This window comes from Methylobacterium frigidaeris (assembly GCF_022179185.1).
In the GTDB taxonomy this organism is placed as follows: Bacteria; Pseudomonadota; Alphaproteobacteria; order Rhizobiales; family Beijerinckiaceae; genus Methylobacterium; species Methylobacterium frigidaeris.
On sequence record NZ_BPQJ01000011.1, the window covers coordinates 121,958 to 137,576 of the forward strand.

16 protein-coding genes and 2 tRNA genes (1 of these 18 only partly in view) are annotated in these 15,619 nt (G+C 67.9%); all 18 read left to right on the forward strand.

Going from position 1 to position 15,619, the window contains the following annotated elements:
- Window positions 1-23, forward strand: a tRNA-Asp gene (locus MFF64_RS13755); it begins 154 nt to the left of the window's first position.
- 56 nt (window positions 24-79) lie between these two features.
- Window positions 80-156: transfer RNA gene (locus MFF64_RS13760), tRNA-Asp, on the forward strand.
- 124 nt (window positions 157-280) lie between these two features.
- Window positions 281-475, forward strand: coding sequence for a hypothetical protein (locus MFF64_RS13765; protein ID WP_238191220.1), 195 nt, complete (start codon window positions 281-283; stop codon window positions 473-475).
- Between the two features lie 126 nt (window positions 476-601).
- The gene (locus MFF64_RS13770) at window positions 602-1,117 is read left to right on the forward strand and encodes a CAP domain-containing protein (protein WP_099903100.1); all 516 of its coding nucleotides are present in this window, start codon (window positions 602-604) and stop codon (window positions 1,115-1,117) included.
- Between the two features lie 298 nt (window positions 1,118-1,415).
- On the forward strand, window positions 1,416-1,781 hold the full coding sequence (locus MFF64_RS13775) for an NADH-quinone oxidoreductase subunit A (RefSeq protein ID WP_048453080.1): 366 nt from the start codon (window positions 1,416-1,418) through the stop codon (window positions 1,779-1,781).
- A 48-nt stretch (window positions 1,782-1,829) separates the two neighbouring features.
- On the forward strand, window positions 1,830-2,411 hold the full coding sequence (locus tag MFF64_RS13780) for a NuoB/complex I 20 kDa subunit family protein (RefSeq protein WP_048453079.1): 582 nt from the start codon (window positions 1,830-1,832) through the stop codon (window positions 2,409-2,411).
- A gap of 9 nt (window positions 2,412-2,420) precedes the next feature.
- Complete coding sequence (locus tag MFF64_RS13785; RefSeq protein WP_099903098.1) at window positions 2,421-3,083, forward strand: NADH-quinone oxidoreductase subunit C; 663 nt, start codon at window positions 2,421-2,423, stop codon at window positions 3,081-3,083.
- 6 nt (window positions 3,084-3,089) lie between these two features.
- A complete protein-coding gene (locus MFF64_RS13790) occupies window positions 3,090-4,280 on the forward strand; it encodes an NADH-quinone oxidoreductase subunit D (protein WP_109971800.1) in 1,191 nt (396 codons plus the stop codon).
- 57 nt (window positions 4,281-4,337) lie between these two features.
- Window positions 4,338-5,447: an NADH-quinone oxidoreductase subunit NuoE gene (nuoE, locus tag MFF64_RS13795; protein WP_099905380.1), complete on the forward strand. Its 1,110-nt coding sequence runs from the start codon at window positions 4,338-4,340 to the stop codon at window positions 5,445-5,447.
- Window positions 5,448-5,497: 50 nt separating this feature from the next.
- Window positions 5,498-6,799 (forward strand): NADH-quinone oxidoreductase subunit NuoF, encoded by a 1,302-nt coding sequence (gene nuoF / locus MFF64_RS13800; RefSeq protein WP_099905378.1) that lies wholly within the window; start codon window positions 5,498-5,500, stop codon window positions 6,797-6,799.
- 5 nt (window positions 6,800-6,804) lie between these two features.
- Window positions 6,805-7,014: a hypothetical protein gene (locus MFF64_RS13805; protein ID WP_099905376.1), complete on the forward strand. Its 210-nt coding sequence runs from the start codon at window positions 6,805-6,807 to the stop codon at window positions 7,012-7,014.
- 9 nt (window positions 7,015-7,023) lie between these two features.
- Window positions 7,024-9,105 (forward strand): NADH-quinone oxidoreductase subunit NuoG, encoded by a 2,082-nt coding sequence (gene nuoG / locus MFF64_RS13810; protein ID WP_238191224.1) that lies wholly within the window; start codon window positions 7,024-7,026, stop codon window positions 9,103-9,105.
- 13 nt (window positions 9,106-9,118) lie between these two features.
- Window positions 9,119-10,141: an NADH-quinone oxidoreductase subunit NuoH gene (gene nuoH, locus MFF64_RS13815; protein WP_238191227.1), complete on the forward strand. Its 1,023-nt coding sequence runs from the start codon at window positions 9,119-9,121 to the stop codon at window positions 10,139-10,141.
- 22 nt (window positions 10,142-10,163) lie between these two features.
- Window positions 10,164-10,652, forward strand: coding sequence for an NADH-quinone oxidoreductase subunit NuoI (gene nuoI, locus MFF64_RS13820; RefSeq protein ID WP_048447551.1), 489 nt, complete (start codon window positions 10,164-10,166; stop codon window positions 10,650-10,652).
- 154 nt (window positions 10,653-10,806) lie between these two features.
- A complete protein-coding gene (locus MFF64_RS13825; protein ID WP_099905181.1) occupies window positions 10,807-11,427 on the forward strand; it encodes an NADH-quinone oxidoreductase subunit J in 621 nt (206 codons plus the stop codon).
- Between the two features lie 125 nt (window positions 11,428-11,552).
- Window positions 11,553-11,858: an NADH-quinone oxidoreductase subunit NuoK gene (nuoK, locus tag MFF64_RS13830; RefSeq protein WP_048425446.1), complete on the forward strand. Its 306-nt coding sequence runs from the start codon at window positions 11,553-11,555 to the stop codon at window positions 11,856-11,858.
- A gap of 82 nt (window positions 11,859-11,940) precedes the next feature.
- The gene (gene nuoL, locus MFF64_RS13835) at window positions 11,941-14,067 is read left to right on the forward strand and encodes an NADH-quinone oxidoreductase subunit L (RefSeq protein WP_099905179.1); all 2,127 of its coding nucleotides are present in this window, start codon (window positions 11,941-11,943) and stop codon (window positions 14,065-14,067) included.
- Window positions 14,068-14,089: 22 nt separating this feature from the next.
- On the forward strand, window positions 14,090-15,610 hold the full coding sequence (locus MFF64_RS13840) for an NADH-quinone oxidoreductase subunit M (protein ID WP_099905177.1): 1,521 nt from the start codon (window positions 14,090-14,092) through the stop codon (window positions 15,608-15,610).
- The last annotated feature ends 9 nt before the right edge of the window (window positions 15,611-15,619 follow it).

The window sequence follows — 15,619 nt, forward strand, 5'->3', positions numbered from 1 at the left end:
TTCGAGCCCCGTCGTCCGCGCCACGTCCTCCCTGGAGGATAGGCAGCCAGAAGCTGCAGGGTTCATGCGAGCGCGCCGCGCGGGCGTAGCTCAGTTGGTTAGAGTGCCGGCCTGTCACGCCGGAGGTCGCGGGTTCGAGCCCCGTCGCCCGCGCCACTCGCCGAAGAATTCCTCACGATTCCCGATCTGTCAGCCGGCCACACAGGCCCGCGCCATCAGCGGCGTCTCGGCCCGGGTCGCCACGGCGGTCGAGGCGCAGGTCGGCGCCACGCAGGCGATCGTGGGGAGCGTCGCGCAGGCCGCCTCCGGCACCGCCCTGGTGAGCGGTTCGGTCGAGGGGCTGGCCCTCGATGCCGAGGCCACCGGCGAGGTCGCCCGGCACGTGCTGGACGCCGCCGACACGGTCGCGCGGCAATCGGCCAGCATCGGCGCCGAGGTGGTGAACCGCTTCCTCGCCACCCTGCGGGCGGCATGAGGCAGGAGAATCGCCCCGAAAATCTCCACAATCGCCCCACAGGTGGCGCCTCGCGCGAAGACGCCGCTTGTCCAAGGCTCGAAGACGATGTCGCATCCGTTCCGTTCGACGGCTCACGCCTCCCGCATGGCGCGAGTGCCGCGGCGTGGCACGGCGAGAGCCGTCGTGGTCGGCACCCTGGCCGCCGGGGCGCTGGCCCTCGCCGGCTGCAGCGGCTCGGCCGTCCTGCCCGCGCCCGACCTGCCGACCACGCCTGTCATCCTCGACGAGGCCGCGGCGGCGGCCGCGATCTCGCGCTACCGGGCGAGCCACGGCCTCGGGCCGGTGGTGATCGATTCCTCGCTGATCCGCGCCGCCTCCTACCAGGCCGAGGCCAATGCCCGGGCGGGCCAACTCTCGCACGAGATCGGCGGTACCTTCGATACGCGCCTCAAGCGCGCCGGCGTCAGTGGCCGCTACGCCGCGGAGAACCTGAGCGCCGGCTCAAACACCTTCGACGAGGTGCTGAAGCGCTGGCAGGTCTCGCCCGAGCACAACCGCAACATGCTGATGCCGCAGGTCAAGCGCGTCGGCATCGCCCGGGTGGACGCGCCTGGCAGCCGCTACAAGCGGTTCTGGGCCCTGATCCTGTCGGACGGCTGACAAGCGCTGCCGCAACGCGGCATCGACCTGAAACCCGCGAAAACACCCCGGAAGGGGAGGGACCTGCGACGATCCTCCCCGCCCGAGCGACCCTTCCGGGCGTTGTGCCCAGGGCATGAGCCCCTATCTAGCGTGCAGACGTTCGCGGTTTGTGCGGTGCGAACGCCCCTTGTTTCGCAATACCCGCTCGTTTAAGCCTCGCGGCACCTTCCGGGCTTTGGAACCGTTCCGAGAACGGCCCCGGCGGCCCGCGCTCCGGGCACGCGCCAAGGCTCGCGCCAACCCTTGAGGATGCTCGATGAACGGCCTCCTGTCGGATTACCTGCCGCTGGTGATCTTCATCGGCGTGTCCCTCTTCATCGCCGCGGCGCTCCTCGTGGCCCCCTTCCTGGTGGCCTATAACAGCCCGGACCCGGAGAAGCTCTCGGCCTACGAGTGCGGGTTCAACGCCTTCGACGACGCGCGCATGAAGTTCGACGTGCGCTTCTACCTCGTCGCCATCCTGTTCATCATCTTCGACCTCGAAGTGGCCTTCCTGTTCCCGTGGGCGATCACGTTCGGGGACCTCGGCTGGTTCGGCTTCTGGTCGATGATGCTCTTCCTCGGCGTGCTCACCGTCGGCTTCGTCTACGAGTGGCGCAAGGGCGCCCTCGAGTGGGACTAGCAGCACCAGCGTAGAGCCGCCCCCGAGACGTAGGAACCGGACCCCACCATGGCCCTCACCACCGTCCGCGCCCCCGAGATCGCGCCGCAGCCGAAAGGTATCCTCGACCCGGCCACCGGCAAGCCGATCGGCGCCAACGACCCGACCTTCCTGACGATCAGCGACGAGCTCGCCGATCGCGGCTTCCTGCTGACCACTGCCGACGACCTCATCACCTGGGCCCGCACCGGCTCGCTGATGTGGATGACCTTCGGTCTGGCCTGCTGCGCCGTCGAGATGATGCAGATGTCGATGCCGCGCTACGATTGCGAGCGCTTCGGCTTCGCGCCGCGTGGTTCGCCGCGCCAGTCCGACGTGATGATCGTCGCCGGCACCCTGACCAACAAGATGGCGCCCGCGCTCCGCAAGGTCTACGACCAGATGCCGGAGCCGCGCTACGTCATCTCGATGGGTTCCTGCGCCAACGGTGGCGGCTACTACCACTACTCCTACTCGGTGGTGCGCGGCTGCGACCGGGTGGTCCCAGTCGACATCTACGTCCCGGGCTGCCCGCCGACCGCCGAGGCACTGCTCTACGGCGTCTTGCTGCTGCAGAAGAAGATCCGCCGCACCGGCACCATCGAGCGCTGAGGCGGGATCATGAGCAACGGCATCACCATCCGGGCCCACACCCAGACCGAGCAGGGCGACGCGGCGCTGGCCCGCCTCTCCGACGCGCTCGCCGGGACGCTCGGCGGCGCCATCACCGATCGGGCGATCGCCTTCGGCGAGCTGACCCTGATCGTCGAGGGATCCGAGATCCTGCGGGTGCTCACCCACCTGCGGGACGATCCCTCTTGCGCGTTCTCGACCTTCATCGACATCTGCGGCGCCGACTACCCGGCACGGGCGAAGCGCTTCGACGTCGTCTACCATCTGCTGTCGATGCGCCATAACCGGCGCATCCGCGTGAAGGTGCAAACCGACGAGCGCACCCCGGTCCCGTCCGCGATCCCGGTCTTCCCGGCGGCGAACTGGTTCGAGCGCGAGACCTACGATCTCTACGGCATCCTGTTCTCGGGCCATCCGGACCTGCGCCGGCTGCTGACCGATTACGGTTTCGAGGGCCACCCCCTCCGCAAGGACTTCCCGCTCACCGGCTTCGTCGAGGTCCGCTACGACCAGGACGAGGCCCGGGTGGTCTACGAGCCCGTGCGACTGACGCAGGAATTCCGCAACTTCGACTTCCTGTCGCCCTGGGAAGGCACCGACTACGTCCTCCCCGGCGACGAGAAGGCCGACAAGGCACCGGCGAAAGGCTGAGCCGACATGGGCGAGCACAGCATCCGCAACTTCTCGATCAATTTCGGCCCGCAGCACCCGGCGGCGCACGGCGTGCTGCGCCTCGTGCTGGAGCTGGACGGCGAGGTGGTCGAGCGGGTCGACCCGCATATCGGCCTGCTCCATCGCGGCACCGAGAAGCTGATCGAGGTCAAGACCTACCTCCAGGCGACGCCCTATTTCGACCGGCTCGACTACGTCGCGCCGATGAACCAGGAGCACGCCTTCTGCCTCGGCATCGAGCGCCTGCTCGGCATCGAGGTGCCGCGCCGCGCCAAGCTGATCCGCACGCTCTACTGCGAGATCGGCCGGCTCCTGTCGCACCTCCTCAACGTCACCACGCAGGCGATGGACGTCGGCGCCCTCACGCCCCCGCTCTGGGGCTTCGAGGAGCGCGAGAAGCTGATGATCTTCTACGAGCGCGCCTCGGGCGCTCGACTTCACGCCAACTACTTCCGCCCGGGCGGCGTCCACCAGGACCTGCCGCCGAGCCTCATCGACGACATCGAGAAGTTCTGCGAGACCTTCCCGCAGGTGGTCGACGACCTCGACAGCCTGGTGATGGGCAACCGCATCTTCAAGCAGCGCAACGTCGACATCGGCATCGTCACCGTCGAGGAGGCCCTGGCCTGGGGCTTCTCGGGCGTGATGGTGCGCGGCTCCGGCATCCCGTGGGACCTGCGCAAGTCGCAGCCCTACGAAGCCTACGACGAGATGGAGTTCGACATCCCCGTGGGGAAGAACGGCGACACCTACGATCGCCAGGTCATCCGCATGGAGGAGATGCGCCAGTCGGTCCGCATCATGAAGCAGTGCATCGCCAAGCTGCGCGAGCCGGCCGGCCAGGGGCCGATCGCGACGCAGGACGGCAAGGTCGCGCCGCCGCCGCGGCGCGAGATGAAGCGCTCGATGGAAGCGCTCATCCACCACTTCAAGCTCTACACCGAGGGCTTCCACGTGCCGGCCGGCGAGGTCTACGCCGCGGTCGAGGCGCCCAAGGGCGAATTCGGCGTCTACCTCGTCGCCGACGGCACCAACAAGCCGTATCGCTGCAAGATCCGCGCTCCGGGCTTCGCCCACCTTCAGGCGATGGACTGGATGTGCCGCGGCCACATGCTGGCGGACGTGTCGTGCATCCTCGGCACGCTCGACATCGTGTTCGGCGAGGTGGACCGGTAAGGGGCTCGCGCCCCGTCCGCACCCGCCGGAGACGTATGAGACATGGACGTTTGAGACATGGCCAACCGCAGACTTGCCCCGGTTTCCGAGCAGCCCGAGAGCTTCGCGTTCACGGCTGAGAACGCCGAGTGGGCCAAGGGGCAGATCGCCAAGTACCCGGAGGGGCGCCAGGCCTCGGCCGTGATCCCGCTCCTGTGGAAGGCGCAGGAGCAGAACGGCGGCTGGCTGCCGCAGAAGGCCATCGAGGCAGTGGCCGACCAGCTCGGCATGCCGCATATCCGGGTGCTGGAGGTCGCGACCTTCTACACCATGTTCGCCCTTGAGCCGGTCGGGCGCTACTGGATTCAGGTCTGCGGTACCGCTCCCTGCGACGTCTGCGGCGCCCGCGAGCTGAAGAAGTATCTCCACGAGCGGCTCGGCCCCTCCGGCCATGTCAGCCCGGATGGCAACTTCTCCTGGCTCGAGGTCGAGTGCCTGGGCGCGTGCTGCAACGCCCCGATGGCGCAGATCAACCACGACTACTACGAGGACCTCACCCCCGAGCTCCTCGGAAAGCTGATGGACGACCTCGCGGCCGGCCGCCCGGTGAAAACCGGCTCGCAGATCGGCCGCGTGTCCTCCGAGCCCAAGGACGCAGTCACGACCCTCAAGGACGAGACGCTGTTCGACGGCTCGCGCGTCGGCGCCTGGCGCAAGCGCTTCGAGGAGGAGGGGCTGAAGGAGACCGGCGCCGACACGACCGGCGAGAAGGCCCGCACCGACGCCTCGGCCGCGACCAACCCGAAGGCCGCCCGTCCGGATGCCGGCCGGCCGAACGAGAGCGCTGCCGCTGCCACCCCGGCCCAGCGCGCCACCGAGGGCAAGCCTGCGGTCGACACCGCTGCCGAGAAGGGCCAGGCGGCTCCGGAGCGCACCACTGTCGCCGAGACCCGCACCGGGCCGGAGACTGTCGGCGCGCCGCAAAGCGGCCGCTCCTACACCGAGACGCCCTCGAAGCCCGAGGAAGGCCGGCCCGTGGCTGGTTCCAAGGGCACCACGCCGGAGGCCGGTGCCGAGCCGGCGAACGCGCGGGGCAAGACCGACGGATCGCAGGCCAAGCCCGTCGGCATCACCCCCGCGGACAAGGCGGTCGACAAGGGCCCGCCCGGCCCGAAGGCGAAGCCGTAAATAGTCGACTATGATGCTCCCCGTCACAGCAGGCCTGTAGGACGATCGCCATGCTCGCCGATCAGGATCGGATCTTCACCAACCTCTATGGTCTCCACTCCCCCGGTCTCGAGGCCGCGAAGAAACGCGGCGCCTGGGATGGGACGAAGTTCCTGCTGCAGCAGGGGCGGGACTGGATCATCGAGGAGATGAAGAAATCGGGCCTGCGCGGCCGCGGCGGCGCCGGCTTCCCCACCGGCCTGAAGTGGTCCTTCATGCCGAAGAAGTCGGATGGCCGGCCGCACTACCTCGTGGTGAACGCCGACGAGTCCGAGCCCGGCACCTGCAAGGATCGGGAGATCATGCGGCATGATCCGCATCTCCTGATCGAGGGCTGCATGCTGGCGTGCTTCGCCATGGGCGCGCATGCCTGCTACATCTACATCCGCGGCGAGTACGTCGCCGAGAAGCACGCCCTGCAGCGCGCGGTGGACGAGGCCTACGCCGCCCGCCTCGTGGGCGAGAGCAACGTCCATGACTACCCCTTCGACATCTACGTCCATCACGGCGCCGGCGCCTATATCTGCGGCGAGGAGACGGCGCTGATCGAGAGCCTGGAAGGCAAGAAGGGGATGCCGCGGTTGAAGCCGCCATTCCCGGCCAATATGGGCCTCTACGGCTGCCCGACGACCGTGAACAACGTCGAGTCGATCGCGGTGGCCGGCACCATCCTGCGTCGCGGCGGCGCCTGGTTCGCCGGCCTCGGCCGCCCGGGCAATACCGGCACCAAGCTGTTCTGCATCTCGGGCCACGTCAACAAGCCCTGCAACGTCGAGGAAGAGCTCGGCATCACCTTCCGCGAGCTGATCGACCGGCATTGCGGCGGCATGCGCGGCGGCTGGGACAACCTGCTGTGCTCGATCCCCGGCGGCTCGTCGGTGCCGCTGGTGCCGGCCGCCGAGATCATCGACGCGCCGATGGACTTCGACACGCTGAAGAATCTGAAGTCGGGCCTCGGCACCGCCGCCGTGATGGTGTTCGACAAGTCGACCGACATGGTCGCGACGATCGCCCGCATCGCGTACTTCTACAAGCACGAGTCCTGCGGCCAGTGCACCCCGTGCCGCGAGGGTACCGGCTGGATGTGGCGCGTGATGCTGCGCATGGCGGAAGGCCGGGCACAGAAGCGCGAGATCGACATGCTGCTCGACGTGACGAAGCAGATCGAGGGCCACACGATCTGCGCGCTCGGCGACGCCGCGGCCTGGCCGATCCAGGGCCTGATCCGGCACTTCCGCCCCGAGATCGAGAAGCGCATCGACCGCTACACCGCCAACCCGCACCCGACCCCGGTGCCGATGGCGGCGGAGTAAATGCCATGACCGGCGAACCCGACAATCTGGTCCTCGTGTACCTGGGGCGCATCGACGAGAAGGTCGACCGCCTCATCGACGACGTGAACGACCTGAAGCGGCGGGTGTCCGGCGTCGAAGAGAATCTGGCCGGCGTCCATCGCCGGATCGACCGCCTTGAGCTTCGCGTCGAGCGCATCGAGCGCCGACTCGATCTCGCCGACGCGACACATTGAGCTGAACCGATGACCAAAATCCTCGTCGACGGCATCGAGGTCGATGTCCCGCCGGACTACACCCTGCTCCAGGCCTGCGAGGTCGCGGGCGCCGAGATCCCGCGCTTCTGCTTCCACGAGCGGCTGTCGATCGCCGGCAATTGCCGCATGTGCCTGGTCGAGCTGAAGGGCGCGCCGAAGCCGGTCGCGTCCTGCGCCTGGGCCGTGCGCGACTGCCGCCCGGGCCCGAACGGCGAGCCGCCGGCGGTGTCGACCAAGTCGGCCCTGACCAAGAAGGCCCGCGAGGGGGTGATGGAGTTCCTCCTCATCAACCACCCGCTCGATTGCCCGATCTGCGACCAGGGCGGCCACTGCGACCTGCAGGACCAGGCCATGGCCTACGGCGTCGACTCGACCCGCTACGGCGAGAACAAGCGCGCCGTCGAGGAGAAGTATATCGGCCCGCTGGTGCGGACCGCGATGAACCGCTGCATCCACTGCACCCGCTGCGTCCGCTTCCTGGCGGAAGTCGCGGGCGTGCCGGATCTCGGCGCCATCGGCCGCGGCGAGGACATGGAGATCACCTCCTACCTCGAGCGGGCGATGGAGTCGGAGCTGCAGGGCAACGTCGCCGACCTGTGCCCGGTCGGCGCGCTCGTCCATAAGCCGCAATCGTACAACGTCCGCCCCTGGGAGCTGAACAAGACCGAATCCGTCGACGTGATGGACGCGGTCGGCTCGGCGATCCGCGTCGACACCCGCGGCCGCGAGGTGATGCAGATCGAGCCGCGGGTGAACGAGGCGATCAACGAGGAGTGGATCTCCGACAAGACCCGCCACGTCGTCGACGGCCTGCGCCTGCAACGCCTGGACCGGCCGTATCTGCGCGAGAACGGCCGCCTGCGGCCGGCCTCCTGGGCGGAGGCCTTCGGGGCGATCGCCGGAAAGCTCAAGGGCGCCGATCCGAAGCGCGTCGGCGCGATCGTCGGTGACCTCGCGGGCGTCGAGGAGATCTTCGCGCTCAAGACCCTGATGGCGTCGCTCGAGGTTCAGAACCTCGATTGCCGCCAGGACGGGGCCGCGATCGATCCGGGCTGGGGCCGGGCTGCCTACACCTTCGGCCCCGGCATAGCCGGTATCGAGCAGGCGGACGCGATCCTGATCGTCGGTGCCAACCCGCGCACCGAGGCGTCGCTCCTCAACGCCCGCATCCGCAAGCGCTGGCGGCTCTCGCCGATCCAGATCGGCGTGATCGGCGAGGACGCGGACCTCACCTATCCTCACACCTATCTGGGTGCGGGGCCTGAGACCCTGGCCGATATCGCGGCGGGCCGTCACAGCTTCGCCGAGACGCTCAAAGGGGCCGAGCGGCCGCTCGTCATCGTCGGCCAGGCGGCGCTCGCCCGCGCTGACGGCGCTGCGCTCCTCGCCGCGGTCGCCAAGCTGGTCCAAGGCCTCGGCGCCAAGGCCGAGGGCTGGAACGGCCTCGGCGTGCTTCACAATGCGGCCGCCCGCGTCGGCGCCCTCGATCTCGGCTTCGTCCCCGGGGAGGGCGGGCTGACCTTCGCCGAGATGACCAAGGCCGGCGCGCTCGACGTGCTGTTCAACCTCGGCGCCGACGAGGTCGAGGTCGGTCCGGGCGCCTTCGTGGTCTACCAGGGCACCCACGGCGACAAGGGTGCCCACCGCGCCGACGTGATCCTGCCGGGCGCGGCCTATACCGAGAAGTCCGCAACCTACGTCAACCTCGAGGGCCGGGTGCAGCTCGCCAACCGGGCCGCCTTCCCGCCGGGCGATGCCCGGGAGGACTGGGCAATCCTGCGCGCCCTGTCGGACGTGCTGGGGAGCCGCCTGCCGTTCGATTCGCTCGGCGCCTTGCGCAAGGCGCTCTACGCCGCCCACCCGCACTTCGCCGGCATCGACCAGGTCGCGCCGTCGGACGGTGCGGCGGCGCTGACGACCCTCGCGGGCCTCTCGGGCGAGACCAGCCGCGAGCCGTTCCGCGCGGCGATCGCCGATTTCTATCTCACCAACCCGATCGCCCGCGCCTCGCGGGTGCTCGCCGAGTGCTCGGGTCTCGCCCGCGGGCGGGCCCTCGAAGCGGCCGAATGAGGAGCGCCGACCGATGACCGTCTGGGAGGTGCTGGGCACCGTCCTCCTCTTGGCGCTGAAGAGCGTCGTGCTCCTGGTGGCGCTGCTCGTCTTCATCGCCTACGCGCTGCTCGCCGACCGCAAGATCTGGGCGGCGGTGCAGCTGCGCCGCGGCCCGAACGTGGTCGGGCCCTGGGGCCTGTTCCAGTCCTTCGCCGACCTCCTGAAGTTCGTGCTGAAGGAGCCGGTGATCCCGGCGGGCGCCAACAAGAGCCTCTTTCTGCTGGCGCCGCTGATCTTCGCCACCCTGGCGCTCGCCGCCTGGGCGGTGATCCCCCTCGCCGACGGCTGGGCCATCGCCGACATCAATGTCGGCATGACCTACATCTTCGCGATCTCGTCGCTCGGCGTCTACGGCGTCATCATGGGCGGCTGGGCCTCGAACTCGAAATACGCCTTCCTCGGCGCGCTGCGCTCGGCGGCCCAGATGGTGTCCTACGAGGTCTCGCTCGGCTTCGTGATCATCACGGTGCTGATGTGCGCCGGCTCGCTCAACCTGTCGCAGATCGTGCGGGCGCAGGACACCTCGCTCGGCGTCCTCGGCTGGTACTGGCTCTGGCTCTTTCCGATGTTCGTGGTGTTCTTCATCTCGGCGATGGCCGAGACGAACCGCCCGCCCTTCGACCTTCCGGAAGCCGAGTCCGAGCTCGTCGCCGGCTATATGGTGGAGTACTCCTCCACCCCGTACCTGCTGTTCATGCTCGGCGAGTACGTCGCCATCGTCACGATGTGCGCGCTCGGCACGATCCTGTTCCTCGGCGGCTGGCTCTCGCCGATCCCGTTCGCGCCCTTCACCTGGGTGCCGGGCCTGATCTGGTTCGCCCTGAAGGCCAGCTTCCTGTTCTTCATGATCGCCATGGTGAAGGCCATGGTGCCGCGCTACCGCTACGACCAGCTCATGCGGCTGGGCTGGAAGGTGTTCCTTCCGCTCTCGCTGGTCATGGTCTTCGTCGTCGCCTTCGTCCTGAAGCTGACCGGCCTCGCGCCGGTCTCCTGAACCAACCGTCGGAGAACGAGCCATGAAGCTCGACCAGGTCGCCCGCGGCCTGCTGTTGAAGGAGTTCGTCACCGGGTTCGCCCTGGCGATGCGCTACTTCTTCAAGCCAAAGGCGACGATCAACTACCCCTTCGAGATGGGCCATCGCGGCCCGCGCTTCCGCGGCGAGCACGCCCTGCGGCGCTATCCCAACGGGGAAGAGCGCTGCATCGCCTGCAAGCTGTGCGAGGCCGTCTGCCCGGCCCAGGCCATCACCATCGAGGCGGGACCACGCCGCAACGACGGCACGCGGCGCACGACGCGCTACGACATCGACATGGTGAAGTGCATCTATTGCGGCATGTGCCAGGAGGCCTGCCCGGTGGACGCCATCGTCGAGGGGCCGAACTTCGAGTTCTCAGTAGAGACCCGCGAGGAACTCCTCTACGACAAGGCCAAGCTCCTCGCGAACGGCGACCGCTGGGAGCGAGAGATCGCCCGCAACATCGCGGCCGACGCTCCTTACCGCTGAGCGGGTTCGGGGGAGGGCGGTGATCCTCCCCACATCGATGCCACATTCGCCGCTCCCCCGGTTGTGCGCCGCGGGGGCGGGTTCTATAGACGGGCCGCCGGCACGCTCCGGGGGTCGGGCAGGAGGCCGCCGCCAGGCGGCATGAATTCAGCGCATGACCGCAGCCGCCGCCTTCTTCTATCTGTTCGCCGCGATCACCGTCGCCTCGGGCTTCATGGTGATCGCCTCGCGAAACCCCGTCGTCTCGGTGCTCTTCCTCATCCTGGCCTTCGTGAACGCCGCCGGGCTGTTCGTCCTGATGGGGGCGGAGTTCCTGGCCATGATCCTGGTCGTGGTCTACGTCGGCGCCGTCGCGGTGCTGTTCCTCTTCGTCGTCATGATGCTCGACGTCGATTTCGCGGCGATGCGCCAGGGCTTCCAGGACTACCTGCCGGTCGGCGGCCTGATCGGGGCCATCTTCCTGGTCGAGCTGCTCCTCGTCGTCGGCTCGTGGACGATCGATCCCGGGCTGGTCCACGGCCCGCTGGCGGTGTCGCCGGGAGCTGAGACGGTGACCAACACGCAGGCCCTGGGTCTCGTTCTGTACACCAACTACTTTTTCTTCTTCCAGGTTGCCGGGCTGATCCTGCTGGTCGCGATGATCGGCGCGATCGTGCTCACCCTGCGCGACCGGCCAGGCGTCAAGCGCCAGGACATCGCGATCCAGAACGCCCGCACCCAGGCCGATGCCGTCGAGGTGCGCCAGGTCCCGACCGGGCAGGGCGTCGAGGTCTGACCGGATCACGGTCCGAAACGAGTTCGTGCGGGGCTGCGTCCGGAGCCTCGCGAGGCTGATGGCAAGAGCGGCGGGGTTCGAGCGCCCCGCGACACGAAGGCGGCCGCCCGCGGCCGAGAGGCACGATGATCGGTTTGAGCCATTACTTGACGGTCGCCGCGATCCTGTTCACCCTCGGGGTGCTCGGCATCTTCATCAACCGCAAGAACATCATCGTCATCCTGATGTCGGTCGAGCTGATCCTGCTCGCCGTGAACATCAACCTGGTGGCGTTCTCGACCCATCTCGGCGACATCGTCGGCCAAGTCTTCGCCCTGTTCGTGCTGACCGTCGCCGCCGCCGAGGCCGCGATCGGCCTCGCCATCCTGGTGGTGTTCTTCCGCAATCGCGGGTCGATCGCCGTCGAGGACGTCAACATGATGAAGGGCTGATGCGGCTCTCAACGCCCTCACGCCCTTTCCCTGAAGTACCAGCGCCGCAGCGGCACCCGTCACGCGAGGCCGGAACCCGAGCATGTACCACGCGATCGTCTTCCTGCCCCTGATCGGCTTCCTCATCGCCGGTCTGTTCGGGCGCCGCATCGGCCCGCGGGCCAGCGAGGTGGTCACCACCGGCATCCTCATCTTCGTGGCGCTCCTGTCCTGGATCGCCTTCTTCGAGGTGACCGGCGGGCACGGCCACGGCGCCACCAGGCACCACGTCGCGACCTGGTTCACCGCCGGCGGCCTCACGGTCGACTGGGCCTTCCGGGCCGACACGCTGACCGCGGTCATGCTCGTGGTGGTCAACAGCGTGTCGGCGCTCGTTCACCTCTACTCGATGGGCTACATGCACGAGGATCCGCACCGGCCGCGGTTCTTCGCCTACCTGTCGCTCTTCACCTTCGCCATGCTGATGCTGGTGACGTCGGACAACCTCGTCCAGATGTTCTTCGGCTGGGAGGGTGTCGGCCTCGCCTCGTACCTGCTGATCGGCTTCTGGTACGAGAAGCCCTCGGCCAACGCCGCGGCGATGAAGGCGTTCATCGTCAACCGCGTCGGCGATTTCGGCTTTTCGCTCGGCATCTTCCTCTGCTTCGTGCTGTTCGGCGCGGTCGCGTTCGACGACATCTTCCCGAAGGTGGCGGAGATGAAGGGCGCGACGTTCCACCTGCTCGGCTACGACTGGAACGCGCTCACCATCTGCTGCCTGCTGCTGTTCATGGGCGCGATGGGCAAGTCGGCGCAGTTCCTGCTGCACACCTGGCTCCCGGACGCGATGGAGGGTCCGACCCCGGTCTCGGCGCTGATCCACGCCGCCACCATGGTGACCGCCGGCGTGTTCATGGTTGCCCGCCTGTCGCCCCTGTTCGATGCGGCACCCAACGCCCTCATGGTCGTCACGGTGATCGGCGGCATCACGGCCTTCTTCGCTGCCACCGTCGGCCTGGTGCAGAACGACATCAAGCGCGTCATCGCCTACTCGACCTGCTCGCAGCTCGGCTACATGTTCGTTGCGCTCGGCGTCGGCGCCTACGCGGCGGGCGTGTTCCACCTCTTCACCCACGCCTTCTTCAAGGCGTTGCTGTTCCTCGGCGCCGGCTCGGTCATCCACGCGATGCACCACGAGCAGGACATGCGGAACATGGGAGCCCTGCGGCGCTACATCCCCTTCACCACCGCCATGATGGCGATCGGAACGCTCGCGCTGATCGGCTTCCCCTTCACCGCCGGCTTCTACTCGAAGGACGCCATCATCGAGGCGGCCTACATGTCGACCCGGCCGGGTCACGTGCTGGCCTTCCTGGCGACCGTCATCGCGGCCTTCTTCACCTCGTTCTACTCCTGGCGCCTGTTCTTCATGACCTTCGAGGGTCAGGCCCGCTGGCAGAACGCCCATGCTCACGGCCATGACGACCACCACGCCGACGCGCATGCCGCGCATCATCCGGCGGTCATGCACGCCGCCGCGCAGGCCGACGGCGCTCCCGGCCACCACGAGGGCGTCGCCCACGACGACAAGGGCCACGACGTCGAGCCGGCCTCGCACTCGGCGATCGAGCACCACGATCACCATCCCCACACCCCGCACGAGAGCCCGCGGGTGATGACGATCCCGCTGGCGGTCCTGGCGCTCGGCGCACTCTTCGCCGGCCTGGTGTTCAAGAACCGGTTCATCGGCGAGGGGATGGACGAGTTCTGGAAGGGCGCGCTGGCGCACGGCCCCGACAACCACATCATGCACGACATCCACAACTCGCCGTTCTGGGTGCAGCAATCCCCCTTCGTGATGCTGGTGCTCGGCTTCCTGCTCGCCTTCTGGATGTATATCCGCCGTCCGGAACTGCCGAACCAGCTCGCCGAGAGCCAGCCGCTGCTGTACCGCTTCCTGCTCAACAAGTGGTACTTCGACGAGATCTACGACCGGATCTTCGTCCGCCCGGCCAAGGGCTTCGGCGAGTTCCTGTGGAAGGTCGGCGACGGCCGCATCATCGACGGGATGGGCCCGAACGGCATCGCTGCCCGCGTCGTCGACATCACCCGCGGCGTGGTCCGTCTCCAGACCGGCTACGTATACCACTACGCCTTCGTGATGCTGGTCGGCGTCGCCGCCCTGGTGAGCTGGTACCTGATGACCGGCGTCTCCGCGGCCACCCACTGACCTGACCGGAGAACAGAGAATCATGCTCGGCCTCGGGATCCTCTCCGGCCTCCTCGTCCTGCCGCTCGTCGGCGCCGCGTTCATCCTGACGCTCCGCGGCGACGAGGAGTCGGTCCGGCGCAACGCCCGCTGGGCGGCGCTCATCGCGACGCTCGCCACCTTCCTGCTGTCGCTCGTCGCCTGGGGCCGCTACGACACAGCGACGGCGCAGTTCCAGCTCGTCGAGACCCATGCCTGGCTGACCGACACCATCCGGTTCAAGCTCGGCGTCGACGGCTTCTCCATGCCGCTGGTGCTGCTCACCACCTTCCTGATGCCGTTCTGCATCGGCGCCTCATGGCTCTCGATCGAGCACCGGGTGAAGGAGTACTTCGTCGCGTTCCTGGTCCTCGAGACCACGATGATCGGCGTGTTCTGCGCTCTCGACCTCGTGCTGTTCTACCTGTTCTTCGAGGCCGGCCTGATCCCGATGTTCCTGATCATCGGCATCTGGGGCGGCAAGCGCCGGATCTACGCGTCGTTCAAGTTCTTCCTCTACACGCTGCTCGGCTCGGTGCTGATGCTGCTCGCCATCATGGCGATGTACTGGCAGGCCGGCACGACCGACATCCCGACCCTGCTGCAGACCCGCTTCCCGGCGAACATGCAGATCTGGCTCTGGCTCGCCTTCTTCGCCTCCTTCGCGGTGAAGATGCCGATGTGGCCGGTCCATACCTGGCTCCCCGACGCGCACGTCGAGGCGCCGACCGCCGGCTCGGTCATCCTGGCGGGCATCCTCCTGAAGATGGGCGGCTACGGCTTCATCCGGGTCTCGCTGCCGATGTTCCCGGACGCGTCCCATTACTTCGCCCCGATGGTCTACACGCTGTCGGTAGTGGCGATCATCTACACCTCGCTGGTCGCCCTGGTGCAGACCGACATCAAGAAGCTGATCGCCTATTCCTCCGTGGCGCATATGGGCTTCGTGACGCTCGGCCTGTTCACCCTGAACGAGCAGGGCATCCAGGGCGCCCTGTTCCTGATGATCTCCCACGGCATCGTCTCGGGCGCGCTGTTCCTCTGCGTCGGCGTGATCTACGACCGGATGCACACCCGCGAGATCTCGGCCTACGGGGGGCTGGTGAAGCGGATGCCGCTCTACGCCGTCGCCATGATGGTGTTCACCATGGCCAATGTCGGCCTGCCGGGCACGTCGGGTTTCGTCGGCGAGTTCCTGGCGATGATGGGCGCCTTCCGGGCCAACCCGATGGTGTCGTTCTTCTCGGTCTTCGGCATCATCCTGTCGGCGGCCTACGCCCTGTGGCTCTTCGCCCGCGTGGTCTACGGCAAGCTCGAGAAGCCGAGCCTGCAGGGGATCACCGACCTCGACCGCCGGGAGATGCTGATCCTCGCGCCGCTGGTGGCGCTGACGATCTACTACGGCGTCCATCCCGGCCCGATCCTCGACGTCTTCGCGCCCTCGACCGACGCGCTGATGCAAGGCCTGCGCGCCGCCCTCTCCACGACCCAGACCGCTGCCGCGGCCCTGCCGGTCCCGCACTGAGTTTTTCGC

Bases quoted from the DNA above. Each gene is read 5' to 3' on its own strand.
- MFF64_RS13770 (WP_099903100.1), top strand. From the start codon at position 602: ATGGCGCGAGTGCCGCGGCGTGGCACGGCGAGAGCCGTCGTGGTCGGC.
- MFF64_RS13775 (WP_048453080.1), top strand. From the start codon at position 1,416: ATGAACGGCCTCCTGTCGGATTACCTGCCGCTGGTGATCTTCATCGGC.
- MFF64_RS13780 (WP_048453079.1), top strand. From the start codon at position 1,830: ATGGCCCTCACCACCGTCCGCGCCCCCGAGATCGCGCCGCAGCCGAAA.
- MFF64_RS13785 (WP_099903098.1), top strand. From the start codon at position 2,421: ATGAGCAACGGCATCACCATCCGGGCCCACACCCAGACCGAGCAGGGC.
- MFF64_RS13790 (WP_109971800.1), top strand. From the start codon at position 3,090: ATGGGCGAGCACAGCATCCGCAACTTCTCGATCAATTTCGGCCCGCAG.
- nuoE (WP_099905380.1), top strand. From the start codon at position 4,338: ATGGCCAACCGCAGACTTGCCCCGGTTTCCGAGCAGCCCGAGAGCTTC.
- nuoF (WP_099905378.1), top strand. From the start codon at position 5,498: ATGCTCGCCGATCAGGATCGGATCTTCACCAACCTCTATGGTCTCCAC.
- MFF64_RS13805 (WP_099905376.1), top strand. From the start codon at position 6,805: ATGACCGGCGAACCCGACAATCTGGTCCTCGTGTACCTGGGGCGCATC.
- nuoG (WP_238191224.1), top strand. From the start codon at position 7,024: ATGACCAAAATCCTCGTCGACGGCATCGAGGTCGATGTCCCGCCGGAC.
- nuoH (WP_238191227.1), top strand. From the start codon at position 9,119: ATGACCGTCTGGGAGGTGCTGGGCACCGTCCTCCTCTTGGCGCTGAAG.
- nuoI (WP_048447551.1), top strand. From the start codon at position 10,164: ATGAAGCTCGACCAGGTCGCCCGCGGCCTGCTGTTGAAGGAGTTCGTC.
- MFF64_RS13825 (WP_099905181.1), top strand. From the start codon at position 10,807: ATGACCGCAGCCGCCGCCTTCTTCTATCTGTTCGCCGCGATCACCGTC.
- nuoK (WP_048425446.1), top strand. From the start codon at position 11,553: ATGATCGGTTTGAGCCATTACTTGACGGTCGCCGCGATCCTGTTCACC.
- nuoL (WP_099905179.1), top strand. From the start codon at position 11,941: ATGTACCACGCGATCGTCTTCCTGCCCCTGATCGGCTTCCTCATCGCC.
- MFF64_RS13840 (WP_099905177.1), top strand. From the start codon at position 14,090: ATGCTCGGCCTCGGGATCCTCTCCGGCCTCCTCGTCCTGCCGCTCGTC.